The sequence below is a fragment of the Ruegeria sp. CG1 genome, from assembly GCF_056537265.1.
In genome coordinates, this window is sequence record NZ_JBQFRF010000001.1 from 136,417 (window position 1) to 161,851 (window position 25,435).

Consider the following 25,435-nt stretch of genomic DNA (forward strand, 5'->3'; position numbering starts at 1 on the left):
TCCTGATCCTTTGACCGGAACTTATGCGTCGGCCTGAGGCAGTCAATTTGCGCAGGAACACTGAAGCTGTGCGAAGATGCTCAGACAGGTGACGCGGTGCTGTCCTTTGCGTATCAAAGCGGTTAAAGCGGGCGGACAATCAGGAGAACAATATGCAAGAAGAAGTGCTGGCTACAGTCGCGGCCTCGGCACCGCGGCGCTGGACTGGGGTAGGGATGCTGGTAACGGTCGGGGCGTTGGTCATTTACGTCGCGTTGGCATCGCCGCCTGAGTTTGGCTGGCAGGTCTTCTTACTGGTTTCCGGGGCAGCCGCGTTCTGGTTGGCCCGTCGCATGTGGTACGCGACCGAAGACAGGATCGAGCTGACCCAATCCCAATTGCGCACAGGCTCGGGGCAGGTGATCTGCAATATCGAGGATGTCGAAGGCGTAGACCGGGGCGTGTTCGCATTTAAGCCATCAAATGGCTTCTTGGTAATCACTCATGCACGAAGCTCAAACCAGTGGGCGCCCGGTCTTTGGTGGCGTGTCGGACGAAGGATTGGCATAGGCGGCATGACAGCCGCCGCCGAGACCAAATACATGTCGGAAATGCTGTCGGCGATGCTTGCTGAAAAGAGTTAGACACCCAAGCAAGCAGGGTCGGTATTGACGATCTGGTCGAAAACACGCGGGTGTGTGAAGACCAGATTATCCATTTCAAAGTCAGCAAATTTGAATGCCATCTGGAATGGCGCTTTATATGTATTGTTGGTTTCGACCAGGATCATTGAGCCGTTATCAGGCATTACCGGAAGCCGTTGTTTGATTTTCACGATCTCTGCGTCGGTCCATTTCTGATATCCGGTGCCCCGCACGCAGGACCATAGAACATCGTGGAGATCGTTATCACCATCATAGGTCAGATAGGTCACACGCATCGAGACCGGTGCTCTGGTATCAACCATGTTTTCCAGAAGGTCGTACATGGTGTTGATATACGCGGCGTTAACATCTTCAGCTTCGCGTGAGAGCACATCCGCAACTGCGTAGGCTCCTTTGATGTTGATCGCGCTTTGGCGATAGCTGTCATAATAGGTGTAAGACGCAAACATTGACCAGAACAGCAGCGGCAATATCAGCATTGCCTCGACCGATAAGGCGCCGTCTTCTCGTTTGAGAAAGCGGTTCAGCAGTGCCTTGGGAAGGTTGCGATTCTCTTTGTTAATTCGAGGCATCGGCCACATCCACTGTTGTGTCAGATGAATCGTCAGGATCAGCTGATGAACCACCAAATGGTTCATGAACAAATACGGTCGTCGCCTGCAGTTCCCATTGGCCGTCGTTGTCCTGCTTCGCAATGCCGCTCAGCATCGAAAGCCCAAAAACAGGTGAAACCTCAAGACAGGCGCGGATAATCATAAGCTCATTTGAAGTCCCTTGTTCAAAAACAACTTCGTCCGGCTTACGAATTGTCTCCGGAGTGTCGACGCAATAGGGGGTTGGATCCAACTGATTGCCGACACGCGGATCAATGGACTTCATCTCGAGCGCAAGGTTTTCCGAGCAATTGGTTATCAGCGCTTCGTCACAGATCATTTTCTTCAGCAGCGCGTGATCCCATTCATCTTCCCCTTCAGGAAGGCGATTAAGCCGAACCTCCCGAATTGTCATATCCAGAGATCGTTCAAGATCGGCATGGTGGAAGGATTGCAATCCCAGATCCATGCCTGAATAAGCGACATACAGGAAGAATGGAAACCAGAAGATAAACTCGATAGACGAGTTTCCATCCTCATTCTTTCGAAATCTCCGAAGCCGATTCCGCAGTGTCTTTGTCATTGGGTCAGCCTCAGGTTTTGAATGGAGGTGCTGATTGAATCGAAGACGCGTTCAATCTGATTGCCGGTCGCTTCATAGTAACGGGCAGGTTTGATCGCGCAGTCTTTCAGCATCTGCTTAACACCGTAGGGTGCCTCAAAAGCGATCGAGAAGATGATGACATTATCTTCTTCAGCTTCTTCGCAGAGATCTACAACATTTGGATTTTTGGTCGAAGGACCAATTTCGGTCGTGGAGTCAGCTGCAAATTCTTCGCCGCGATCCCAGCCATAAGCGTGACGCAACATATTCCGAATTGCGTATTTTTCAGTATGCGCCCAGACATCAGGCCATTCCAGTTCTACCGGATCGGAATCTGTTGAAAGCCCTTCGGAGTCTTCGCGTGTTTGCGATCGATCCATCGAATAGCAGGTGCCGTTGTAGTAATCCGTACAGCGGTAGCGCATATAAGTCCCATTGCCATGGGCATGATCTTGGTATTTGTCGCGGGTCCAGCGCCTGTACGAACTGTCCCGCACAGTTGTGGCGACATTAGGCCAAGCCCAGCGGTCATACTCTTCATCGTAGATAGAATACGTTTCGGCATCTTCATTCCAATAGATGTCCGAGGGGCCGTCATTATAAGGCGGATTCACTTTGTGCTGATAAGTGTTTTCGCCATCCGTCATCAGCACCAGAACCTTGAGGGTGTCCGTGGTCTTGTTAGGGGCTGGCCGAATTGCGAACGAGTCCGGAATTTCTGAACTGTCTGCAATCTGAGCGATCAGCGGTTGGATACTATCGTCAAGCAAAGTTAGACCCCACTTGAGGCCCACATCGATCGAAGTCCAGCCGCTTGCCACAAGATTCTGGATCTGACCTTTCAGAATGTCAGGATCATTCTGGATTACCGTCATCTCTCGCCGATCTGTGGTGGTTTCAAGACGGCACGTATTGCTGGTTACCAACGTGTCGCTGAACCTTTTGTCGCTGGAGCCATTATCCTTGAAATGAAGAGTTTGCGGGACATAATCCCCTTTTGTGATGATGTTTCCTTCGTCGTCCACGATGTCGTAATAGTTGAAATCGGTCGTTGTGTAGTCCGAAGCCTGGAAATCGATGCAATTGGCCCTTTCGTTAGCCCCGATCGTGTTCAAAGCATTCATAAGGTAGTCAGGCACCGACACCTGTTCCGAATAGGGCACGATTGAGATCGACAATCTACCATCTTCAGATTTCAGGATCATCTCATCGATAAAGTCCTCAGCGGCACTTTTGAGGTTGGTCAGCTTTGTCCCGCGCATCGAACCCGAGACGTCCAGAACCAATGAAATTTCGACGTTACCAATCGATTCTTCGGCGATGCTGGTGGCGGTTGTATCAATGTAATCGACGCCACTCCATTTCATGAAGTGTGTCTCAATGCTCATGTCGGCGCTGGCTTCGACTTTCCGCTTTCCTTCAAGTTCTGCAACCTGAGTCACGGTTCCGTCGTCGTTTGTCGTGCATGTCTCGGGCTCGACCTTGATATTTTTGATGATATTCGTATCGAAACCTTCTTTGCGAATGTAATCATTCACCACGACCCGTGGGCAAAGCTCTTGGTCCAGGTCAGCTGCGGCAAGGACCGCGCGGTCCAGTGCGTATTGTAGCCTTACCCTTTCGCGATCATACCGCATGACGTCGACCGCGAACCCGGCCACGGTGAAGACTATCACGATCAGGAAAAGGGCAAGGATCGTCATCGTGCCTTCTGTCGAAGAAACAAAGTGCCGCAAGTGCCGCGAACAACTGTTTTCGCGGCAGAGACGGTTGAATTGGGCCTTCAAATCAAACTTGCGCATAATTGGTTCCTCGGTCGATCAGACACACTGATGCCAGCACTTCGCAACTTTAATAATTTACTCACGGATCGTGGCGAGATTTGGGCGCAGTGGACACTATGCTGCTCGTTTTTAACGAGATTCAGCTTTATTCCCGGTGTTATTGGTGGTTTTGTTTCGCGCCTTTGGACAATCGCGCGGCTTTCGTTAACGCCCGACTCACCAATGGAGCTGAAAAGTAAAGTTCACAAACTGATGAAAATACGTGCAGTTACTGATTGCGGTATTTGGCAAGCAGTGCGACAAAAAGTCATGACGTATCTCGTCTACCGGCACGGAGGATTTTATGACCGGCATTAAAGAACCCAGCTTTCGTGAGAGTGTTGATTTGATGTTCAACAGAGCGGCGTCTCTGATGGATTTGCCGCCCGGGCTAGAAGAGAAGATACGGGTTTGTAATGCCACCTACACCGTTCGGTTCGGGGTTCGTCTGCGGGGGCAGATCCACACCTTTACCGGATATCGTTCGGTTCATTCGGAACATATGGAGCCGGTAAAGGGTGGCATTCGCTATGCCTTGGCGGTGAACCAGGATGAGGTCGAAGCGCTCGCTGCGCTCATGACTTACAAGTGTGCACTGGTCGAAGCGCCCTTTGGTGGCTCGAAAGGGGGCCTTTGCATTGATCCTCGCCAGTATGAAGAACATGAGATGGAACAGATCACGCGTCGTTTTGCCTATGAGCTGGCAAAGCGCGATCTGATCAACCCATCTCAGAACGTCCCTGCGCCCGATATGGGAACCGGCGAGCGCGAAATGGCGTGGATGGCTGACCAATATGCGCGGATGAATACGACCGATATCAACGCGCGAGCCTGTGTGACAGGTAAACCGCTGAACGCGGGGGGCATCGCGGGCAGGGTCGAAGCAACCGGGCGCGGCATCCAATACGCGTTGCGCGAATTCTTCCGAAACCCGGAAGACGTCAAGAAGGCGAACCTGTCAGGCACGCTGGACGGAAAGCGCGTCGTCGTGCAGGGATTGGGTAACGTGGGCTATCACGCAGCCAAGTTCCTCAGCGAGGAAGACGGGTCGCGTGTGGTCGGCATCATCGAATGGGATGGCGCACTGTACAATCCCGATGGCATCGACGTAGAAGCCGTGCGGCAGTGGATCGTCAAGCATGGCGGCGTGAAGGACTATCCCGACGCCACACATTCCGCCGAGGGCGGCGCGGTACTTGAAGCCGAGTGTGACATCCTGATTCCGGCGGCGCTGGAGGGGGTAATAAACCTATCCAACGCCGAACGTATTAAGGCACCACTGATCATCGAGGCCGCCAACGGGCCTGTCACGGCGGGTGCGGATGAGATCATGCGCAAGAAAGGCACGGTGATCATTCCTGACATGTATGCAAACGCCGGTGGTGTGACCGTGTCCTATTTTGAATGGGTCAAAAACCTCAGCCACATCCGTTTTGGCCGGATGCAGCGGCGTCAGGAAGAAGCTCGGCATGAGTTGATCGTCAGCGAACTGGAACGGTTGGATCGGTATCTGGGTGATGCCTGGTCGATGTCACCGGATTTCAAGGCGAAGTACCTCAAGGGTGCGGGCGAGTTGGAGCTGGTGCGTTCGGGTCTCGATGACACGATGCGCATTGCCTATCAGTCGATGAGCGAAGTCTGGCATGATCGCGCTGATGTCGACGATCTGCGCACGGCGGCCTATATCGTTGCGATCGACCGCGTCTCAAAAAGCTATCGCGCCAAGGGCCTCTGAGCGCCCAGACAACAGAAGATTCTTGAGTGGCCAACCATCGGGTTGGCCACTTTTCATTTCGGCCGAAGTCGTCTGAGTGGATGGATTAGTCGCCCAGCGACAAGTTTTCGTCGAAAACAGGAGTGGAACCGGATTCTGGCGTTGTTACTGCTGGGTGAAGTTGGTTTGATGCCGACACACCTGTAGGGAGTTCTGAATGCGTTTCTCCGGCTTGCGCGTCCTGAAAGAGGGCCTGACCGGCAATAGAGGCTGGACGCCGCACTGGCGCGAGCCCGAGCCCAAATCCGAATATGACATCGTCATTATCGGTGGTGGGGGTCATGGGTTGAGCACGGCCTATTATCTGGCCAAGGAGCATGGTCTGACCAATATCGCTGTTCTGGAAAAGGGCTATATCGGTGGGGGCAATGTCGGGCGCAACACCACCATTGTGCGCGCGAACTACTTTTTGCAGGGCAATTCCGAGTTCTACTCGCACTCATTGAAGCTGTGGGAAGGTCTTGAGCAAGATCTGAACTACAATGTCATGCATTCGCAACGCGGGATCATCAACCTGTTCCATTCGGACGGGCAGCGTGATGCCGCTGCGCGCCGGGGCAACATGATGATCAGTCAGGGAGACGATGCTATCCTGCTCAATCGCGATGAATTGAGGCGGATGGTGCCCTATCTGAATTTCGATGACCTGAGGTTCCCTCTGTATGGCGGTCTCTACCACCCGCGCGGAGGTACAGCGCGACACGATGCAGTGGCCTGGGGCTATGCGCGCGGAGCGGACCAGCGCGGCGTGGATCTGATCCAGAACTGCGAAGTGACTGGTATTGATATCGAGAATGGCGTGGTGCGCGGTGTTCAGACCTCGCGTGGGCCGATCCGGGCCAAGAAGGTGGCGATGGTTGCTGCCGGGCGTTCAGGTCAGGTGGCGGCGATGGCTGGAATGAGGCTGCCGATTGAAAGCCATGTCTTGCAGGCCTTCGTGACCGAGGGTCTGAAGCCCTGCATCGATCATGTGGTGACGTTTGGCATGGGGCATTTCTATATCAGCCAGTCAGATAAGGGCGGTCTGGTCTTTGGCGGTGATCTGGATTTTTACGCCTCCTATGCGGCGCGAGGTAATTTACCTACCGTCGAAAGCGTGATGGAGGCCGGGATGGCGCTGATGCCGATGATCGGCAAGGCGCGGGTGCTGCGATCCTGGGGCGGGATCATGGATATGTCGCCCGATGGCTCTCCGATCATAGACCGAACGGATATTGATGGGCTCTATCTCAATTGCGGCTGGAACTATGGTGGCTTCAAGGCGGTTCCGGGTTCGGGGAATGTGTTTGCGCATCTGATTGCGACGGATCGGTATCACGAGAATGCCACCGGCTTCCGACTGGATCGTTTCCGCACCGGGCGCGGGATTATCGATGAAGAGGGCAAGGGCTCTCAGCACAATCTGCATTGAGGGGCGCGATGTTGGATTTGGGTATTATTGAAAAGATCAAGAAGGGCGCGCGGCTATGAGGATCACCTGTCCATATTGCGGCGAGCGGGATCGGCGCGAATTCTATTATCGCGGGGCGGCAGTGGATCTGGACCGACCGGCCCCGGATGCCGGTGAGGCGGCTTGGGATGATTTTGTCTACCAACGGGAAAACCCGGCAGGGCCGACACGAGAGCTTTGGTATCACGAAGGCGGGTGCGGTGCATGGATCGTGGTCACACGAAACACGGTCACGCATGAGATGATCGACGCGCAGCCGGCATCGGAGGAGCGGGCATGAGGATCGATGGAAAGGGTCTTATCGATCGTACGCAGTCGATTCCGTTTGTTTTCGATGGTGCCAGCTATAGCGGCTATGCGGGCGACACCCTGACCTCAGCGCTTTTGGCGAATGGCGTACGACTGATGGGGCGTTCGTTCAAGTACCACCGGCCTAGGGGTGTGCTGAGCGCAGGCAGCGAAGAGCCGAATGCGCTGATGACCGTGGGGGCAGGCGCAGGTCAAGAACCAAATATTCGCGCCACGATGCAAGAGATCTATCCGGGACTTGAAGCGCGCAGCCAGAATCGCTGGCCCAGCCTGAGTGTCGATTTGATGGGGATCAACGATCTGGCTTCCCCGTTTTTGGGCGCGGGTTTTTACTACAAAACCTTCATGTGGCCGAAAAGCTTCTGGGAAAAGCTATACGAGCCGATTATTCGACGTGCCGCCGGATTGGGAGCACTGTCGAGCGAAGACAATGCCGACAAGTACGAAAGCGCTTATGCCTTTTGCGATCTGCTGATTATCGGGGCAGGGCCTGCGGGGCTGATGGCCGCACTGGTCGCTGGTCGTGCCGGCGCGGACGTCATTCTGGCCGACGAAAACAGTCGCGTGGGTGGGCGTCTGCTGGCCGAGACCTATGAGGTCGACGGAAAACCGGGTCCCGTTTGGGTTGACGAAGTGCTGGCCGAGTTAGCCGCGATGGACAATGTCCGCATCATGACCCGGACCACTATCGCAGGTGCCTATGACCAAGGTACCTTTGCGGCGTTGGAACGCGTTTTTCACCATACGGATCACCGCCCCAACGGGGCGCCGTTGGAAACCTATTGGCGGATCGTGGCCAAGCGGTCAGTTCTGGCGGCAGGCGCGCTGGAGCGCCCGGTCGCATTCCGCAACAATGATCGCCCGGGGATCATGACCGCTGGCGCGGTGCGGGCGTATCTAAACCGATGGGGTGTCAGCCCGGGCCGCAATGTGACGATCTTCGGAAATACTGACGATATCCATCGCACTGCTCGTGATTTGTTGGATGCTGGTGTCCATGTGGCGGCTGTGATCGATAGCCGCCATGACGCGCCCTTGTCTGACGATTACGAGGTTCTACGCGGGGCGCAAGTTTGTAACAGTTCGGGCCGTAAGGGGCTGGAGGCGATTACAGTGCGCCGCGCCAGTGGAGAAGAACGGATACACACGGATTGCCTTGCCATGACAGGGGGCTGGAATCCTTCGGTTCATCTAACGTGTCACATGAATAGCCGCCCGATCTGGAAGCGTGAGATCGAGGCCTTTGTGCCAACGCCGGGGGCCGTGCCGGGCATGGTGACAGCGGGTGCGTGCAATGGATCTTTCTCAACTACAGCCTGCCTTCGTGAAGGGATTGAGGCAGCCAAAGGCGTGCTCGGCGATCTTGGCTACAAGGCCTCGAAGACTGTGCCACCGCAGGCCGAGGATACGCCATACGAGATCACGCAGCTTTGGGCCGTTCCCGGCAAAGGGCGCGCGTGGCTGGATTTCCAGAACGATGTTACAGTGAAAGACGTCAAACAGGCCTCGACTGAGAACTTCCGGTCAGTCGAGCACATGAAGCGCTATACGACGCAAGGTATGGCGACGGATCAGGGCAAGAATTCGAACGTGGCGGCGTTGGCCATTCTAGCGGACGTCACCGGGCGCGCGATACCCGAAACCGGAACCACGACGTTCCGCCCTCCGTATTCTCCTATCGCCATTGCCGCGCTGGGTGCTGGGGCTGAAGGCAAGGGTTTCAAGCCGCAACGCTTTATCACTTCGCACAAAGCGACCGTAGCGCGGAAAGCTCCGTTGGTTGAGGCCGGGTTGTGGTATCGCCCCAGCTATTTCCCAAAGGGTGGAGAAACCACGTGGCGGCAATCCTGTGACCGTGAGGTCAACATGGTGCGTCAGGCCGTCGGGGTGTGCGATGTCTCGACGCTTGGCAAGATTGACATACAGGGGCCGGATGCGGGGGCGTTTCTGGACTTCGTTTATACGAACATGTTCTCGACCCTCAAAGTTGGCCGAACGCGATATGGCCTGATGTTGCGTGAGGATGGATTCGTCATGGATGATGGCACCACCGCGCGGCTGGGAGAGACGCATTACCTGATGACCACCACCACGGCAGGTGCTGGCGATGTAATGAAGCATCTGGAATTCGTTCATCAGGGTCTGCGCCCTGATCTGGATGTCTCGTGCATCTCGGTCACTGAACAGTGGGCACAGTTTGCCGTGGCCGGACCAAAATCGCGTGAATTGTTGAACGATCTGCTGGACACACCTCTTGATGAAGAAAGCTGGCCCTTCATGGCTTGCGGATCGATCTCGGTGCTGGGTGTGCAGGGGCGTTTGTTCCGGATCTCGTTCTCGGGCGAGCATGCATATGAAATCGCCGTGCCTGCGCGCTATGGCGCGAGCCTGTTCGATGTTTTGACCGAGCGGGCTGAGACACTGGGCGGTGGTCTTTATGGGATGGAAGCGCTGAACGTTCTTCGCATCGAAAAGGGCTTTATTACGCATTCCGAGATCCACGGACGGACAACTGCCTATGATATAGGCATGGGTCGGATGGTGTCGCAGAAGAAGGATTGCATCGGCAAAACCATGTCGCAACGTCCAGGGCTTGAAGAGCCGGGGCGCGAGCGGTTGGTCGGACTCAAACCCATTGGCGAAAGCAAGGAATTGCTGGCGGGTGCGCATCTTTACCGGGAAGAGGCCGAGCCGGTGCGCATCAATGATCAGGGCTATCTGACCTCCGTGTGTTATTCCCCGACGCTGGAAACGATGTTGGGCTTGGGCTTCCTGGCGGACGGGCCTGAGAGGTATGGAGAAATCGTGAAAATGGTCGATCATCTGCGCGGCGTGACAACCCTGTGTGAAGTGGTGAACCCGGTTTTCTTTGACCCCGAAGGAGGGCGCGTCCGTGGATAATCTGACCGCCAAAACACCCTGCGACGGGTTGCTGCCTTTGACTATCGGCTCAGTAACGCTCAGCGAAGAGGATGTAGGGGCGATCCATTCGATCTCACCTTTCAAGGGTAAGCAAAAGGCGCTATCCGAAGCTTTGAAAGCAGCGCACGGGATGGCCTATCCATCGGCCAATCGCGCAACGGGTAAGGCTGGCGCGCGGGCGATCTGGTTCGGCCCGGCGCATGCGATGCTGATCGGGCCGTCTCCTGATGCGACCCTGACCGAGAATGCGGCCATTGTGGACCAATCAGATGCCTGGGCTGTGGTCCGGTTAGAGGGTGCTGATGTCGAAGACGTACTGGCGCGCGTAGTGCCTATTGATCTGCGTAAGGCGAACTTCAAGCGCGGCCACTCCGCCCGGACCCTGCTGTTCCACATGACCGCTTCGATCACGCGCGTTGGGGAGAACACGTTTCAGATCATGGTCTTCCGATCCATGGCTGAGACACTGGTTCACGATTTGAAAAGGGCGATGGAAGGCATCGCCGCGCGCGGGTAAGCTGCGCTGAAAGAAACGAATCTTCGGAGATCCCCATGTTGCGTATCGCTATCGTTGCGGCCGTGCTGGCCACGCCAGTGGTTGCACAGGAAACCAAGGAACAGAGCTGCAAGTATCAGGCCGACGTTGTTGCAGCGATACAGAAAGCACGACTTGACCGGGTCAAGGAACGCGATGTGGCGCAGGCGGTGGCCGACAGTGGTCCTACCTGGCCCGAGAACTACAATGCCGCTGTTCCGCTGATCACGCCTTGGGTATATGAGCAGAAGATGCGCGACGTGCGTAAGAAGGATCTCGGAGCTGCGTGGCTGGAGTTGTGTTTACAACAATAATCCACAGTCAGATCATTTCTCTGTGGACAACCGCGCGCCATCCCCTTGGCGCGCGTTTTCATTTCTGGCAGGTTTGACCCATGTCTTTGCCCCCCGGATTTCTGGATGAACTGCGCACGCGCCTCAGCCTGTCTCAGGTTGTTGGGCGTAAGGTCATGTGGGACCAGCGCAAATCCAATCAGGGCAAGGGGGATATGTGGGCGCCTTGCCCATTTCATCACGAAAAGACCGCCTCGTTCCACGTCGATGACCAAAAGGGATTCTATTACTGCTTTGGCTGCCACGCCAAAGGGGACGCGATCAGTTTTGTGAAAGAGACCGAGAATGTCTCTTTCATAGAAGCCGTGGAAATTCTGGCGCGCGAGGCTGGGATGCCGATGCCCGCGCGCGATCCCAGGGCGCAGGAGAAACAGGACCGCCGCTCGCAACTGGCCGAGGTGATGGAGCAGGCGGTGCAGTTTTTCCGCCTGCAACTCAAGACCGGCGCAGGGGCGGCGGCGCGTGACTATCTGGGGCGCCGAGGACTGGATGCGCAGGCGGTGGATCGGTGGGAGATCGGGTTCGCGCCGGACGGCTGGCAGGCGTTGTGGGATCATCTGACCGGTAAGAACGTGGCTGAGGAATTGATCATCGGAGCAGGGCTGGCCAAGCCGTCGAACAAGGGTAAGAAACCCTATGACACATTCCGCAACCGCATCATGTACCCGATCCGCGACCCGCGCGGGCGGTGCATTGCGTTTGGTGGCCGGGCGATGGATCCCAATGACAACGCCAAATACCTGAACTCGCCCGAGACCGATCTGTTCGACAAAGGCCGCAGCCTCTACAACCATGGCCCCGCACGACAGGCGGCAGGCAAGGGGCAGCCTTTGGTTGTGGCCGAGGGCTATATGGACGTGATCGCTTTGGCTGAGGCCGGGTTTGGCGCGTCGGTTGCGCCTTTGGGAACAGCGATCACCGAGCATCAGTTGCAACTACTTTGGCGCATCTCAGACGAGCCGATTATCGCTCTGGATGGCGATACCGCTGGTCTGCGCGCGGCGATGCGTGCCGTTGATCTTGCGCTGCCGCTGCTGGAGGTCGGGAAATCTCTGCGTTTTGCCCTGATGCCCGAAGGCAAGGACCCCGACGATCTGTTGCGTGCCGAAGGGCCGGGGGCGGTGCAGGGCGTGCTGGATGCTGCAATCCCGATGGTCAAACTGCTCTGGCAGCGCGAGACTGACGGCAAGGTCTTTGACAGCCCCGAACGCAAGGCGGCGCTGGACAAGTCGCTGCGTGAGAAGATCAAGCTGATCCGCGACCCCTCGATCCGATCGCATTACGGGCAGGAAATTAAGGACCTGCGCTGGCAATTGTTTCGCCCACAGCGACAATCGCAAAATCGAACGTGGCAACCGCGCGGAAAATGGCAACCTCAGGCGCAGCCTGCCACGCCCGGCGCGCGGGCGTCGTTTCTGGCCTCAGCTGAGGATGCGGATATTCAACTGCGCGAAGCGGCGATTCTCGCCATTGCCATTCTGAATCCGCAGGTTGTTGTGCAATTCGAAGCTCAGCTGGAAGAAATGGATTGCCACGACCCTGATCATGCGGCCTTGCGGGGGGCAATCCTGCGTCATGCGATTGACGATCCCGATAACCTGCAAGACCACATCATGCAAACTTTGGGGCCGGAACCCCTTGAAAACCTTCTGGCCCTTCGCCATGTCGCAGTGATCCCCTGTGTGTACAAACCGGGCGACGTTGAAAAGGCCGAGATGACGCTGGCCGAGGAACTCGCAAAGATCAAAGCGCTCCGGGGGTTGGATGCTGAGATTGCCGAAGCGGCAGAGGAATTGTCTGATCTGGCCGATGAGGCGCTGACATATCGGCTGGCGCAAGCCGCCGAAGAGCGCAACCGTACAAGCCGCAGCCAGAACGAAGACAGGGCCGTTTTCGACATCGCCGACAATGGTGCGCGAATCAACCGCGATGAGAAAGACGCGTTTGAGGCCATCACGTCTGGCATCAAATTCGAACGGAAACATCGATGAAGTGGTGTTTTCGTAAGGCACTGGAAAAGAAAAACGGGTAAACGGGTGGCCGAATCACTTCTACGCGCTAATGATTCGGTTCAAACGAATCACCCATCCCTGCAGGAGCATTGAATGGCCGCCAAGGATACGAACGAAGACCGCAAATCCGACGAGCAGGAACAGGAAATCTCGCTGGACATGAGCCAGGCCCAGGTCAAGAAGATGATCGCCGAGGCTCGCGAGAAAGGTTACATCACCTACGACCAGCTCAATCAGGTTCTGCCGCCTGATCAGGTCAGCTCGGAACAGATCGAAGATGTTATGTCGATGCTGTCCGAGATGGGCATCAACATCATCGAAGATGAAGAAGCCGAAGAAGAAGAAAACAAAGGCTCGACCGAACTGGTCACCACCGAAGGTCCGCGCGAGGTTGCGCTGGCTGGTGCTGCAACCGAAAAGCTGGATCGCACCGATGACCCCGTACGCATGTATCTGCGCGAGATGGGTTCAGTCGAACTGCTGAGCCGCGAGGGCGAGATTGCTATCGCCAAGCGGATCGAAGCCGGTCGGAACACCATGATCGCTGGTCTGTGCGAAAGCCCGCTGACCTTCCAAGCGATCACCATCTGGCATGACGAACTTTTGTCCGAAGACATTCTGCTGCGGGACGTCATCGATCTGGAAACCACTTTCGGCAACCAGATGGATGAAGACGGCGAGGTTGAAGAGCCGGTTGTCGATACCTCATCGGTGCAGGCGGCCAAGCCTGCCAAGGATGAGGGGCCGGAGCTTGACGCTGACGGCAACCCGATTGCCAATGATGATGACGATGATGACGACGATCAGGCCAACATGTCCCTGGCCGCGATGGAAGCAGCGCTGAAGGATCAGGTGCTGACCACGCTGGAACGCATCTCGACCGACTTCGCGATGCTGTCCGAAATGCAGGACAGCCGGATTTCTGCGACGCTGAACGAGGATGGCACTTTCAGCGCGAAGGACGAAGAAACCTATCAGAAGCTGCGCGCTGAGATTGTTGAACTGGTGAACGGTCTTCACCTGCACAACAACCGGATCGAAGCTCTGATTGACCAGCTCTATGGCATCAACCGGCGCATTATGTCACTGGACAGCTCGATGGTGAAACTGGCTGACCAGGCTCGCATCAACCGTCGCGAGTTCATCGATGCGTATCGTGGGCGCGAGCTGGATCCGAACTGGTTGGCTGAAATGGCTGAGAAGCCGGGCCGGGGCTGGCAGATGTTCATCGAACGCTCGACCGACAAGGTTGAGGAACTGCGCAACGACATGGCTCAGGTCGGGCAATATGTCGGTCTGGACATCCCTGAATTCCGCCGCATCGTGCAGCAGGTTCAGAAGGGTGAAAAAGAGGCGCGGCAAGCCAAGAAGGAAATGGTCGAGGCCAACCTGCGTCTGGTGATCTCGATTGCCAAAAAGTACACGAACCGCGGCCTGCAATTCCTTGATCTTATTCAGGAAGGTAACATCGGCCTGATGAAGGCGGTGGACAAGTTCGAATACCGCCGGGGCTATAAGTTCTCGACCTATGCGACCTGGTGGATCCGTCAGGCGATCACGCGTTCGATCGCGGATCAGGCGCGCACGATCCGTATCCCGGTGCATATGATCGAAACGATCAACAAGCTGGTCCGGACAGGTCGTCAGATGCTGCACGAAATCGGCCGCGAGCCAACACCGGAAGAATTGGCCGAAAAGCTGCAAATGCCGCTTGAGAAGGTGCGCAAGGTGATGAAAATCGCCAAAGAGCCGATCAGCCTCGAGACGCCCATCGGCGACGAGGAAGACAGCCAGCTTGGTGATTTCATCGAGGATAAGAATGCCGTGCTGCCGCTGGACAGCGCCATTCAGGAAAACCTCAAGGAAACCACCACACGGGTTCTGGCCTCTCTCACCCCGCGTGAAGAGCGGGTTCTGCGGATGCGCTTTGGCATCGGCATGAACACCGACCACACGCTGGAAGAGGTCGGTCAGCAGTTCAGCGTGACGCGCGAACGTATCCGCCAGATCGAGGCGAAGGCGCTGCGTAAGCTGAAACACCCGAGTAGGTCGCGTAAATTGCGGTCCTTCCTGGATCAGTAAATCGAAAGGCGCCTCATCCCGAGGCGCTTTTTTCTTTCGCCCGCTCACAATGACTGAACTTCAAATCAAATTGGCGGGAACTCGCAAGGAGTCCGGCGATGCCATCTTTATATCGCCGCTGTCCACTCATGGACAGGCCGGGGCGAGGTGATTGGGCTGATGACCCCCGGCCACGTTGTAGCTTCATGAAAGTGGATGAGAGACACGTTTGCGAAAAGCGGTCGGGGCCTGACCCGTCCAACGTTTGAAGGCGGTGGAAAACGCAGCCTGATCGGAATAACCGAGCGAATACGAGATTTCGGACAGATGCATACCGTTCTTGATAAAGGTCTGCGCTAGGTCACATCGTAAATCTTCAACGATCTCACGATATGAGGTGCCTTCATCAGCTAGGCGGCGAGCCAATGTTCGAGGGCTTAGGCCGAGCTGGGTGGCGGCGTCGTCCACCTGTACGATTCCCCCCGGCATCGCATCTGTGATCAACCCTTCGATCTGTGCTCGGGTTTTCTGTCTTGGCGACTGTCTTTCGGCCAGCAGGCGTTCGCCAAATTCAACCAAATGCGCGCGCAGGCTAGGGTCGTAAGTTGGGATCGGTGTTTCCAGCGAGGGCAGCGACAGGATGATTTCCAAGCGTTCGGCCCCGAAGGTAACTGGGAAACCTCCGATTTTCTGGTAGGTGGCTTGGTGTTGCCCAACTGTGTGCTGAAACCGTATCTCAATCGGATTCAGATTCAACTGAGTCAACGCCCGCATCCGGGCGATCGCGCCAAACAGCAGGAACTCGGTCCGCCGATGATAGCGGGAAAAGCTCGGGTCTTTCCAATCGGCCTCGAGCGAGGCAGCGTTACCTGAAAGGCGCAGATTGAAGGCCAGGGCCGGGTCGATAATGCCATGAAACCGCGCCGTATTCTCGATCACCTGCTTCAGATCACGAGAGTACTTGCTGATATAGGCCGTAATGCTGGAAGAAGAACTGAATTCCAGACCCGCCCGTGCCCCAAAGGTGATATCGCCAAGTGCATCGCAGGCGTGTCGGACAAACAGCGCTTCTTTGTGGGCGCTGTACCTTTTGGCAGGCGGTTCAATATCGCTGCGGGTCAATGCGCAGTCACTCAGGACCTGTTCCACCACGGTCGCGCTTGCGTGATCCTCAAGGGTCCGTGTCAGCAATTGAATGCGTGAAATGTCGACGTCCATCACCCAGCCCAAAAAACGCGTTACTGTAATACCGTTACCCTAGCGGCAAACCGTGGCAATGCGCCAGCCTCGGTGCTGATACCCAGGAATTGACCGCAACTCACAAAGATATGGCAGAAATGGCCATGTCCGTAGCCTTGGCCAATAGCTACATGACCGGTGTTGTCGGGTCAGCGCCTTTTGGGGAAAAGGTCAGAGCCTGAGCGAGCGGTCCACCAAGCCGTTTCAACGGGTTCCCCGGCACGCCCCTCTCATTCTTCTGGTCAGTCATGTCGCATTGCTGCGGCGCATTCGACGTGACAGCATCACGGGGAACCTTTTGTTATTTCTTGATCTCTCGTGGCTGATGATCTTTCCATCGATACAGATTTGATCGTCTTCGACGGTGAATGCGTGCTGTGTTCAGGGTTTTTTCACATCATGTTGCGCCATGATCGAGATCAGAAATTTCTATTTGCAACTGCGCAGTCACCGCTTGGGCAGCAGCTTTATACTCTCCTGAACCTGCCGACAGACGAATTTGAAACCAATTTGGTGATCGTCAAAGGAAAGGTGCACCAAAATCTCGACGCATTTGCCGCTGCGATGCATGCATTATATGTTCCGTGGCGGGTATTGTCCTTGTGTCGATACCTGCCGAGGTTTCTGAAGAACCCGCTGTACCGGATGATTGCCCGTAACAGATATGCGCTATTTGGGCGGCGGGATGAGTGCCTAGTTCCTGATCCTTCTCTCCGATCGCGGTTTGCCCAAGATGGATTCTGATCGTGATCCATTCCTGCAGGCGCTGGGTATAGATGAAGCTGTGCCTGGATTGGTCAGGGATTTGCACAGCGGGGAAGGTCGCTACTCTGGTCGATGCAGCATTCAGCGTGGCCGAGGCGTTTTGGTCGCTCTGGCACTTCGCATCGGGCGATTTCCACCTGCGGGCGAAGATTTGCCGGTCACCCTTACGATCCGAAAGCCCGGCGCATATTGGCAATGGGAACGGGATTTCGCAGGCCACAAAACGCGTTCACGGATCACTTTTGATCCGCTGTGTGGCATGGTGCGGGAACAGATCGGCGGGCTGACAATATGGTTGCAGCCGGTGAGAACTGATAAGGGGCTGACCATTGAGATCCGCCGCCTCGCTTTGTTTGGCATTCCGTGTCCGGGGTTTCTTTTGCCACGTTCCGGATCGACCGAGGCTGAGGACGTACAATTGAGGTTTCGCTTTGACATTTCGGCGACAGCACCTGGATTGGGACACCTGATCCGCTATCAGGGATGGTTAGAGCCTGTTCACGAACCACGTGGGTCAAGCTGACATGATCGTTAGTTCGCTTTGCTGACGATGGCGACGCACTAGTCTATATTTCACATGGAAACAGGAAGATGGTCACGATGAAACAGACAATACTTTGCGCATTTGCAGCACTGCTTATGACCAGCTCTGCGGGCGTTGTCGATGCAGCGCCGAACGGTTATCGAACAGAACCGATGAGCGGCACAGACTTCGAGGTCATTCCAAGGACACGTCAGGATACTGATGGATATTGGTGCGCCGCTGCTGATTTTGCCCGCCGGAAATTGGGTGCTGGGTGGCAGCAACAAATCTACGTTCTGCGCGGCTATGGCCCCAGCGTGACAACGGGACGCCGGACGGCGGTACAGTTCACACTGAAACAACCCGCCAATGTCCCGCAGAAAGGCAGCTTTTCGGTCACAGCCGGGTTCCAGCCGGGTGACAGCATGTCGGTACAGGGCGCAAATGCACGGTGCGGCGTCCGTCCGTTTATCAATTGACCTGCGATGCAGACAGAATTCTCGATTCAGACACAGGGCGTGGGGCTCTATGAGATTACCGCCCCTGTGCGCAGTTGGCTGAGGCCGGTTTCGGACGGTTTGCTGACGCTCTTTGTGCGCCACACTTCTTGTTCGCTGCTTATTCAGGAAAACGCCGACCCCGAGGTGCAGACTGATCTGCGCGCATTCTTTGATCGGCTGGTGCCGCAATCGGATCATCCGTCGATGGCTTATCTGCGCCACACCTATGAGGGGCCGGACGACATGCCAGCCCATATCAAGGCCGCGATGATGCCTGTTTCGCTGTCGATACCGGTGTCAGATGGGGTACCTGCGCTGGGCACATGGCAGGGGATATATCTGTTTGAACACCGCAACGCGCCGCATGAAAGAAAGGTCGCTGCGCATTTTGGGTGACGCTTTATATTGGGGTGGAAAATTCCGACTACCCAAACTCTAGAGGCTGTCCTATAGTTGTGGATAAGTAAGCCGCAGCGCTTACAAAAAGTGGCCAGCTAGGGACGAGGAGACGGCGGATGCGCTGCCCGTTTTGCGGAAATATCGATACTCAGGTCAAAGATTCACGCCCGGCAGAGGATCACGTCGCGATCCGTAGACGGCGGTTCTGCCCGGCCTGCGGCGGACGGTTCACCACCTATGAACGCGTGCAACTGCGTGATCTGGTCGTCATCAAAACCAACGGTAAGCGCGAAGACTTCGACCGCGACAAGCTGGAACGCTCGATCCGTATTTCGATGCAGAAGCGGCCCATTGATCCCGATCGGATTGATCAGATGATCTCCGGTATCGTGCGCCGTCTTGAAAGCATGGGGGAAACCGATATCCCTTCGAATAAAATCGGTGAAATTGTAATGGAAGCGCTGGCCCGGATTGATACGGTCGCATATGTTCGCTTTGCGAGTGTGTACAAGAATTTCCAGGCGGCCGATGATTTCGAGGAGTTTGTCCACGAGTTGCGCCCGCCGCAACCTTCGACGGATGAGTGAGCGATACAGATAAGCGATATATGGCGCTGGCCCTATCATTGGGGCGGCGCGGCCAAGGCACCTGCTGGCCGAATCCGTCCGTCGGGTGTGTCGTCGTGCGCGATGAACGCATCGTTGGTCGCGGCTGGACGCAGCCCGGGGGTCGTCCGCATGCAGAACCTATGGCTCTGACGCAGGCGGGTAAGGCCGCGCGAGGTGCCACCGCCTATGTCTCGCTTGAACCCTGTTCACACTACGGAAAGACGCCGCCCTGTGCCGAAGCGCTGATTGCGGCCGGTGTTACCCGTGTGGTCTCGGCGATCGAAGACAGCGATCCTCGGGTCGCAGGGCAAGGGTTTGCCATGTTGCGCGAGGCCGGGATTGAGGTCACCACCGGTGTTCTGGCGGAACAGGCAGCACGCGACCACGCAGGGTTTTTCCTGAAAACCGAGCAGGGCCGCCCGTTTGTGACTTTGAAACTGGCCAGCAGCTTTGATGGACGGATTGCTACGGAAACCGGGCACAGTCAGTGGATCACAGGTCCAAATGCTCGCCGCGCGGTGCATGCGATGCGTGCGCGCCACGATGCGGTGATGGTTGGGGCAGGGACAGCGCGCGCCGATGACCCGTCGCTGACGGTTCGTGATCTGGGCGTGCAGCATCAGCCGGTGCGCGTGGTGGTCTCGCGCCATCTGGATTTGCCCTTGATGGGGCAACTTGCGCGAACCGCGTCCGATATCCCTGTCTGGCTCTGTCACGGCCCCCATCCAGACCCCGAGCGTGCGCGTGCGTGGGAGGGGTTGGGTGCCCGTCTGATCCCTTGTGCGCTGGATGGTCATCACGTGGATGCCGCTGATCTGTTGCATCAGCTTGGGCAGGCCGGTTTGACGCGTGTCTTTTGCGAAGGCGGATCAGCATTGGCCGCATCTTTGCTAAAGGGCGATCTGGTCGATGAATTGGTCGGCTTTACAGCAGGACTGACCATCGGGGCAGAAGGGCTGTCCGCGATCGGGGCACTGAGGCTTGATACTCTGGATACTGCCCCCCGATTTGATCTGATCGAAACACAGGTCGTTGGCGGCGATATCCTACATCGCTGGGCGCGCGTGACGCACTAGCCTTCAGCGCCACCAATGCGCATGCGTCGCCAGCGCGCCCTGAAATTTGGACAAGATGCGATTTACGGGTCCGGTAGGGGATGGTGTGCCCTGCGCAAGCCGTTCGACCGCGATTTCGACGGGGCAGGTCTGTCCTGTCACCGGATCGAGATAGCGGGGGTAGTCAATCAGCGTTGCGTGCACCAATCCCATCAGCGAAGGCCGCGCGCCACGTCGCGCAGGTACTGCCCCCAGATCCGTTGTCAGCCCCCAACCGGCGTAGAACGGCGCGCCGAGTGTGGTGACCCGGACGCCACGCAGCAAAGCCTCGAACCCCAACAGAGAGGTCATAGTCCAGACCTCATCCACCTGTGTAAGCAGGGTGGCAGGATCGGTGCCTTCTACAATGACGTCGGCCAGATCGGTTTCGATCTTGCCATCGCGCAACCCAGCCTCAACATCCGGATGAGGTTTGTAGATCAGCACAGCGTCGGGATTGGCCTCGCGCGCCGCGCGTAGCAGATCGAGGTTGGTGCGGATATTGCTTGTTCCCAACCGGATTGAGGCGTCATCTTCAACCTGACCCGGCACCAGAATACGATGACCCGTCGGCAGGTCCGGGGCGGGGTGGCCGATGTTGTACTTGCTCAGACCTTCGGCCAGCAACCGGGCCGTCAGCCGTTCGGCGCGGAGCCTCTGATCAGGGCGCAAGGTTTCGCGTGTGGTGATCCATTCCTCCAGGCGGCTGGGATGCGTTGGGTCGTAGTAGATGCCGATATCATCGGTCACCAGCGACAGCGGCGGCACCAGTTCCGCGCCCAACCCGCGGGATCGTAAAAAGCCATCCTCAATCCGGGTTGCATTCAGCGTCTCACCGGCCCGGCTGGCCCAAGCCATATGGGGTTGCTTGGTGTTCTCTGGCTGCTCGGCCACGAAACGCACCTTGCTGTACTGGCCGAACATGCGCTGCAGGTGGCGGCGCTTCCACACCCGCATCCCGGAGGCGGTCCAGCCTTTGTGGTCCTGCCGCCAGGCTCGGGTTTGTGCCTCAAGCGTATCGAGCACGCATTCCAATTCGCACAACCGATCATGGTAGGGATCATACCAGCGCGGATACAGGATCATCGCCGCCGTAAAAAGCTGAGCCCGCGTGAGATTGCGTTGTCGACGGGGCAGGGGCGCATCATCCTGCGTCAGCCCCCACCCAGCGTAGAATGGTTGCCCGAACACGCGGGGTTTGTGCCCGGCCAATATGGCCTCAAACCCCATTTGCGACGACAGCGTGTAAACCCCGATCGCCCCTTCAAGCAGCGACCATGGACTGATGGGGCTGTCCAGGATCGACACCCTGTCACTCAGGTCCTGATCGGAAAAATACCCCTTGCGGTGGCCTGCCGTGGTTTCAGGGTGGCTTTTGATGAGGATGCGCGCACCGGGGTTTTCCTCTTGCGCGATGACCAGCATCTCGCGGAACCGTGCGTAGTCGCCGTTGCTTGCGGTGACGGCTGCATCTCCCTGCGTCTGATCGATCACCAGAACGTAGCCCGGATCGGGAGGTGTCAGGTCAAGGTCAAAGGCCGAGTATTTGCTTAGATGCAGCTCTCGGATGCGCGCGATTGCGCCCCGCGCACGATCCAGCAGGGCGGTGTCATCCAGCGGATGCGTGGCCAACAGAGTTTCCAGATCCGAGGGCACACTCGGATCAAAATGCAGACCCGATCGATCCAACAACAGACCCATGGGTGCCTCACCGCTTCGTCCAGGGTGCAGAGACCGCAGGAACGCGTCTTCGACCCTCAGGACGGGCACATCGCGTTTCTGCGCGATACCCATGCCCCGATGGGCTGTCGGGCTGTTGCCCCAGACCCCGACCAGATCGTCTGGCTGTGGCAGACCAAGCCGGATGTCATACCCGGCCAGAGACACTATACGACGCAGCCGCGACTGTGTCAGGAACCCACCGTTGTAAACAAAAAGCCGGGAGCGTTCGCCCCCGGCCGTGTTCTCCGGTTCAGAGAGCATTCATCAGTTACCCGTAAGCGTCGCCACATTTGCAAATGGCGTCAGACCTCCGGCAATCAGCGAGACAGATTTGCTCCACTGTGCATATGGGGCCTCGGTGACGTATATCGTGTCATCGTCTCGGATCACGAAATCGCGGGCGATGAACAGGCCATTGGGCGCGGTCAGGTTCAGCAAATAGATCATGCGCTGATCACCCTGTAGCTCGGGACGTCCCATGACATTGCGCGCCACATCCTGCCGTTCCTCACGCAGAACAAAAATACCGGTCGGGTCTGAAGATAGCGGCTGTAAGCCTCCGACCTGTGCCAGCGCCTCAAGGGCGGATAGGTCCTGACTTTCAAAGGCCACGCGGGATTGTCCGCCGGTCGAACCCAGCGCGATGTATGAGCGACTGTCCTGTTCGACCAGAATGCGATCGCCGCCGCGCAGGGCGATATCGGTTTCCGGGTTGCGGAACAGATCGTCGTACCAGATGGTTCCACTTTGCTTGCCCCTGATCACAGTGACCAATGCGATATCGGATGCAACTGCCACCCCGCCTGCTTGCGCGAGCATGGTCGATAACGAGCCAGTTGGTCGCTCAATCGGATAGATTCCCGGCGCGCCGATAGTTCCGGTCAGAGAAACGGTCGACCCATCGCCCGGAGTGCGCGACACTTGGACCTGCGGATCCGGAGTCTGTTCCTCCAGCTTCGAGGAAATCAACGTGCGGAGCTGTTCGGGCGTATTGCCCGCTGCACGCAGCCGCCCTGCATAAGGAACAAATATGTAACCTTCGCTGTCGACCTGCACCTGATCCAGAACGGTTGCGCCACCGGCTGCGGAACTTAGCAACCCATCCTCGACATTTTCCCAGATGCTGAGGCTCAGAATATCGCCGGGGCGTACGGTATCGGATGCGACGCTTTGCGCGCTGCGGAAGGATTTCGAAAACCCGTATTGCGGAATCACCGATGTGGCCCGCGCAACACGGTCGTCGACCTCAACCACAAAGGCGTTACCCCCGTTTTCGACCGACCCGGCTAGAATTTCGTTTTTGTTCGGCCCGGATTTGGGAAGCTGGCATGCTGCCAGCAGGCCAAGGGTCGCCACAAGGGAAACCCCCCGGATCCATCGGGTAGGAAAGCGCTGCACTGCCGATTTACCTCAATCGTCTTTGTTTTGGGAAGGTTACCCGCATCGCTTCGAAACATCCAGCAGCAGGTTGCCCGCGATCATTCAACAACGCGCAACTGTGGCGTTGTGGCCTCTTTATCGGAGAGCAACCCTTGATAGGGGTCCTGAGCCGATAGCATCATATCAGCCGCTCGCCGCAGCAATTGACGACGCCCTCGGCGAGAATAGAACCCCCCGGGGACTTGGCAGGTTTCCAGAAGAAATTGGCGATAAGCCCGATAGGCCTTGCCGCCCGGGGCATCTGGCTGGGCAAAGAATGCCTCAATCGATTGCCGAGATACGAATTCGGGCTTGTCATAAACCGACTGCCCAAAAATCCGCAAAGGTATGCCACGCCACAGAACCTGCTGGCCTGCCGTGGAATTCACCGTCACGGCGGATTTTGCATCGTCTAGCAACCTGGCCAGCTTACCACCGGGCACATAGTGAATTCGGTTTGTGATGCCGTGCTGTGCTGCAAGCTGGCGCGCCCGCAGCCGCAGCGGTTCACGGTGGTTCTCAAGCGGGTGTTCCTTGATGACAAGGTGGTGATGCGCAGGGGCACCTTTGTCGAATCCGGCGATCACTTGTTCGAGAAAATCGGACATACCGGAAAAATCCGAGTGATATTGGACCGAGCTGTCATGCCCCAATTGCAACAGCACAAGGTGATAGGGAAAACCGCTCCACCTGACCTGTGCTGTGGCCCAGCCCCGCTGTAGCCTGTGAATGGGCATCAGTGTCAGGCGTTTGAAGTATAGACGAAACTCTTTCGAGACCGGCAGCTCTCGATGGGGTCGGAAATTCCGGTATCTGCGATTCAGAAACAGCACGAACCAGTGATAGAGGGCACCGTAAAAGATGTGCTGGCGCATATCGCCCCAATGGGAAGGCGGTGGGGGGGCGTGCCCTTCGGACTGTTCCAGCGCCGTCTGCATCTGCGCCACATCCAGTTCCATCAGGCGTGAGTTTCCGTTCGACCCGTTTCGTTCATAGGTCACCCACCAAGGGCGCAGGTAGCCTTCTTCAAACACATGAACAGTGGTCCCGCGTGCTTTGGCAATCTCAACTGCGCGTGCATGCACGGGCCGGGTGTCGCCATAGAGCACGATATCGGTCACATCATAGTGGGTGAGCAATTCGCTTAAGGTCTCCGGCCAATCATCTGGCGCGCCGCGATATGGAATGTAACTGGATTTGTCGCCCCAGAAAGCCTGATCGCCCGCGTTGAAGCCGACTCGCCAGACCTGAGCACCCGCAGCCCGCAGCATCCGACCAAGCGCGTTAAAGAACGGACCATGCGGTCCTTGTAGAAACAGGAACACACGCCGGTTAGGGCTGTTGGCCAAAGGGATCATGCGGTCTGCTCGTGTGGTGACTTTTGGTGCGTTTGTATAAAATTATGCCTCTTTGTCGTTTTCACGGCAAGGCAGGGCTTGCCGGTAGAGCTGCGTGCCTTTACCTCGGCTATTGAAGCTAGGTTCAGAGGGTTAATGACATGTTCACAGGGATCGTCACTGATATTGGCACCGTTACCGAACTGGACCAGCAGGGAGACCTGCGGGCACGGATCAAGACAAGCTATGAAACGGCGGGCATTGATATTGGCGCTTCCATCGCAAGCGATGGCGTCTGTCTGACCGTCATTACACTGGGCGATGACTGGTATGATGTCCAGATCAGCGCTGAGACGGTTTCGAAAACCAATTTGGACAGTTGGCAGGTGGGCAAGCGCGTCAATCTGGAACGTGCCTTGAAGGTCGGGGATGAATTGGGAGGGCACATCGTCTCGGGCCACGTGGATGGCGTGGCAGAGGTGGTCTCTGTGATAGACGAGGGTGACAGCACGCGGGTGACATTGCGGGCGCCTGCCAATCTGGCCCGGTTTATCGCTCCGAAAGGGTCCGTTGCACTGAACGGCACATCGCTGACGGTTAATGATGTGGACGGGTGTGACTTTGGTATCAACTTCATCCCTCACACCAAAGAGGTCACCACATGGGGTGACGTCTCGGTTGGTGATCGCGTGAACCTTGAGATCGATACCCTGGCCCGATACGTCGCGCGACTGGCCGAGATGTCCTGA

24 protein-coding genes are annotated in these 25,435 nt (G+C 56.8%); 17 read left to right on the forward strand and 7 right to left on the reverse strand.

What is annotated here, in order from left to right; all coding sequences use genetic code 11:
- Positions 1 to 152 precede the first annotated feature (152 nt).
- Positions 153 to 623 (forward strand): hypothetical protein, encoded by a 471-nt coding sequence (locus ACR0AU_RS00685; protein WP_170422341.1) that lies wholly within the window; start codon positions 153 to 155, stop codon positions 621 to 623.
- Here ACR0AU_RS00685 and ACR0AU_RS00690 read toward each other — a convergent pair.
- Genes ACR0AU_RS00690 through ACR0AU_RS00700 form a run of 3 tightly spaced genes read right to left on the reverse strand, consistent with a single transcriptional unit; the run spans position 620 to position 3,544 of the window.
- Positions 620 to 1,216 (reverse strand): hypothetical protein, encoded by a 597-nt coding sequence (locus ACR0AU_RS00690; protein WP_170396270.1) that lies wholly within the window; start codon positions 1,214 to 1,216, stop codon positions 620 to 622. The genes ACR0AU_RS00685 and ACR0AU_RS00690 overlap by 4 nt on opposite strands.
- On the reverse strand, positions 1,203 to 1,820 hold the full coding sequence (locus tag ACR0AU_RS00695) for a TadE/TadG family type IV pilus assembly protein (RefSeq protein WP_170396272.1): 618 nt from the start codon (positions 1,818 to 1,820) through the stop codon (positions 1,203 to 1,205). Before ACR0AU_RS00695 ends, ACR0AU_RS00690 begins: the two co-directional genes overlap by 14 nt.
- Positions 1,817 to 3,544, reverse strand: coding sequence for a pilus assembly protein TadG-related protein (locus ACR0AU_RS00700; protein ID WP_255612046.1), 1,728 nt, complete (start codon positions 3,542 to 3,544; stop codon positions 1,817 to 1,819). Before ACR0AU_RS00700 ends, ACR0AU_RS00695 begins: the two co-directional genes overlap by 4 nt.
- Before the next feature lie 129 nt (positions 3,545 to 3,673).
- Between ACR0AU_RS00700 and ACR0AU_RS00705 the strand changes: the two genes are divergently transcribed.
- From ACR0AU_RS00705 to rpoD, 9 genes are all read left to right on the forward strand, one after another.
- On the forward strand, positions 3,674 to 3,982 hold the full coding sequence (locus ACR0AU_RS00705) for a hypothetical protein (protein WP_170512807.1): 309 nt from the start codon (positions 3,674 to 3,676) through the stop codon (positions 3,980 to 3,982).
- Positions 3,969 to 5,399 (forward strand): Glu/Leu/Phe/Val family dehydrogenase, encoded by a 1,431-nt coding sequence (locus ACR0AU_RS00710; protein WP_170396277.1) that lies wholly within the window; start codon positions 3,969 to 3,971, stop codon positions 5,397 to 5,399. The genes ACR0AU_RS00705 and ACR0AU_RS00710 overlap by 14 nt, the downstream gene beginning before the upstream one ends.
- Before the next feature lie 196 nt (positions 5,400 to 5,595).
- Positions 5,596 to 6,849, forward strand: a complete 1,254-nt coding sequence (locus ACR0AU_RS00715) for a sarcosine oxidase subunit beta family protein (RefSeq protein WP_170626613.1) — start codon at positions 5,596 to 5,598, stop codon at positions 6,847 to 6,849.
- 55 nt (positions 6,850 to 6,904) lie between these two features.
- Complete coding sequence (locus ACR0AU_RS00720; RefSeq protein WP_170396281.1) at positions 6,905 to 7,168, forward strand: sarcosine oxidase subunit delta; 264 nt, start codon at positions 6,905 to 6,907, stop codon at positions 7,166 to 7,168.
- Positions 7,165 to 10,098, forward strand: a complete 2,934-nt coding sequence (locus tag ACR0AU_RS00725; protein ID WP_480795144.1) for a sarcosine oxidase subunit alpha family protein — start codon at positions 7,165 to 7,167, stop codon at positions 10,096 to 10,098. Before ACR0AU_RS00720 ends, ACR0AU_RS00725 begins: the two co-directional genes overlap by 4 nt.
- On the forward strand, positions 10,091 to 10,636 hold the full coding sequence (locus ACR0AU_RS00730; protein ID WP_170511881.1) for a sarcosine oxidase subunit gamma family protein: 546 nt from the start codon (positions 10,091 to 10,093) through the stop codon (positions 10,634 to 10,636). The genes ACR0AU_RS00725 and ACR0AU_RS00730 overlap by 8 nt, the downstream gene beginning before the upstream one ends.
- A gap of 35 nt (positions 10,637 to 10,671) precedes the next feature.
- Positions 10,672 to 10,968: a hypothetical protein gene (locus ACR0AU_RS00735; RefSeq protein ID WP_170396287.1), complete on the forward strand. Its 297-nt coding sequence runs from the start codon at positions 10,672 to 10,674 to the stop codon at positions 10,966 to 10,968.
- 80 nt (positions 10,969 to 11,048) lie between these two features.
- The gene (dnaG, locus tag ACR0AU_RS00740) at positions 11,049 to 12,998 is read left to right on the forward strand and encodes a DNA primase (protein WP_480795145.1); all 1,950 of its coding nucleotides are present in this window, start codon (positions 11,049 to 11,051) and stop codon (positions 12,996 to 12,998) included.
- 114 nt (positions 12,999 to 13,112) lie between these two features.
- Positions 13,113 to 15,101, forward strand: a complete 1,989-nt coding sequence (gene rpoD / locus ACR0AU_RS00745; protein WP_170733419.1) for an RNA polymerase sigma factor RpoD — start codon at positions 13,113 to 13,115, stop codon at positions 15,099 to 15,101.
- A 183-nt stretch (positions 15,102 to 15,284) separates the two neighbouring features.
- On the opposite strand, the gene ACR0AU_RS00750 is transcribed toward rpoD, so the two are convergent.
- Entirely contained in the window at positions 15,285 to 16,298 is a 1,014-nt protein-coding gene (locus tag ACR0AU_RS00750; protein ID WP_170565787.1) for an AraC family transcriptional regulator, read from the reverse strand.
- 339 nt (positions 16,299 to 16,637) lie between these two features.
- Here ACR0AU_RS00750 and ACR0AU_RS00755 point away from each other — a divergent pair, with 339 nt between their 5' ends.
- The 6 genes from ACR0AU_RS00755 (at position 16,638) to ribD (ending at position 20,190) form a co-directional block, all read left to right on the forward strand.
- Positions 16,638 to 17,063: a DCC1-like thiol-disulfide oxidoreductase family protein gene (locus tag ACR0AU_RS00755; protein WP_170733418.1), complete on the forward strand. Its 426-nt coding sequence runs from the start codon at positions 16,638 to 16,640 to the stop codon at positions 17,061 to 17,063.
- On the forward strand, positions 17,053 to 17,607 hold the full coding sequence (locus tag ACR0AU_RS00760; RefSeq protein WP_170422328.1) for a DUF4166 domain-containing protein: 555 nt from the start codon (positions 17,053 to 17,055) through the stop codon (positions 17,605 to 17,607). The genes ACR0AU_RS00755 and ACR0AU_RS00760 overlap by 11 nt, the downstream gene beginning before the upstream one ends.
- Positions 17,608 to 17,684: 77 nt before the next feature.
- Entirely contained in the window at positions 17,685 to 18,086 is a 402-nt protein-coding gene (locus tag ACR0AU_RS00765) for a hypothetical protein (RefSeq protein ID WP_255612048.1), read from the forward strand.
- 6 nt (positions 18,087 to 18,092) lie between these two features.
- Positions 18,093 to 18,503 (forward strand): secondary thiamine-phosphate synthase enzyme YjbQ, encoded by a 411-nt coding sequence (locus ACR0AU_RS00770; RefSeq protein ID WP_170403327.1) that lies wholly within the window; start codon positions 18,093 to 18,095, stop codon positions 18,501 to 18,503.
- Between the two features lie 119 nt (positions 18,504 to 18,622).
- Positions 18,623 to 19,093: a transcriptional regulator NrdR gene (nrdR, locus tag ACR0AU_RS00775; RefSeq protein WP_039534475.1), complete on the forward strand. Its 471-nt coding sequence runs from the start codon at positions 18,623 to 18,625 to the stop codon at positions 19,091 to 19,093.
- Positions 19,090 to 20,190 carry a bifunctional diaminohydroxyphosphoribosylaminopyrimidine deaminase/5-amino-6-(5-phosphoribosylamino)uracil reductase RibD gene (gene ribD / locus ACR0AU_RS00780; protein ID WP_480795146.1) on the forward strand — a complete coding sequence of 367 codons (1,101 nt, stop codon included), beginning with the start codon at positions 19,090 to 19,092 and terminating at the stop codon, positions 20,188 to 20,190. The genes nrdR and ribD overlap by 4 nt, the downstream gene beginning before the upstream one ends.
- Before the next feature lie 3 nt (positions 20,191 to 20,193).
- Here ribD and ACR0AU_RS00785 read toward each other — a convergent pair whose 3' ends face one another.
- From ACR0AU_RS00785 to ACR0AU_RS00795, 3 genes are all read right to left on the reverse strand, one after another.
- A complete protein-coding gene (locus tag ACR0AU_RS00785) occupies positions 20,194 to 22,191 on the reverse strand; it encodes a capsular polysaccharide biosynthesis protein (protein ID WP_480795147.1) in 1,998 nt (665 codons plus the stop codon).
- A 3-nt stretch (positions 22,192 to 22,194) separates the two neighbouring features.
- Complete coding sequence (locus tag ACR0AU_RS00790) at positions 22,195 to 23,328, reverse strand: polysaccharide biosynthesis/export family protein (protein ID WP_170565801.1); 1,134 nt, start codon at positions 23,326 to 23,328, stop codon at positions 22,195 to 22,197.
- Positions 23,329 to 23,408: 80 nt separating this feature from the next.
- Positions 23,409 to 24,707, reverse strand: coding sequence for a capsular biosynthesis protein (locus ACR0AU_RS00795; RefSeq protein ID WP_170733415.1), 1,299 nt, complete (start codon positions 24,705 to 24,707; stop codon positions 23,409 to 23,411).
- A 140-nt stretch (positions 24,708 to 24,847) separates the two neighbouring features.
- Between ACR0AU_RS00795 and ACR0AU_RS00800 the strand changes: the two genes are divergently transcribed.
- Positions 24,848 to 25,435, forward strand: coding sequence for a riboflavin synthase (locus ACR0AU_RS00800; RefSeq protein ID WP_170612455.1), 588 nt, complete (start codon positions 24,848 to 24,850; stop codon positions 25,433 to 25,435).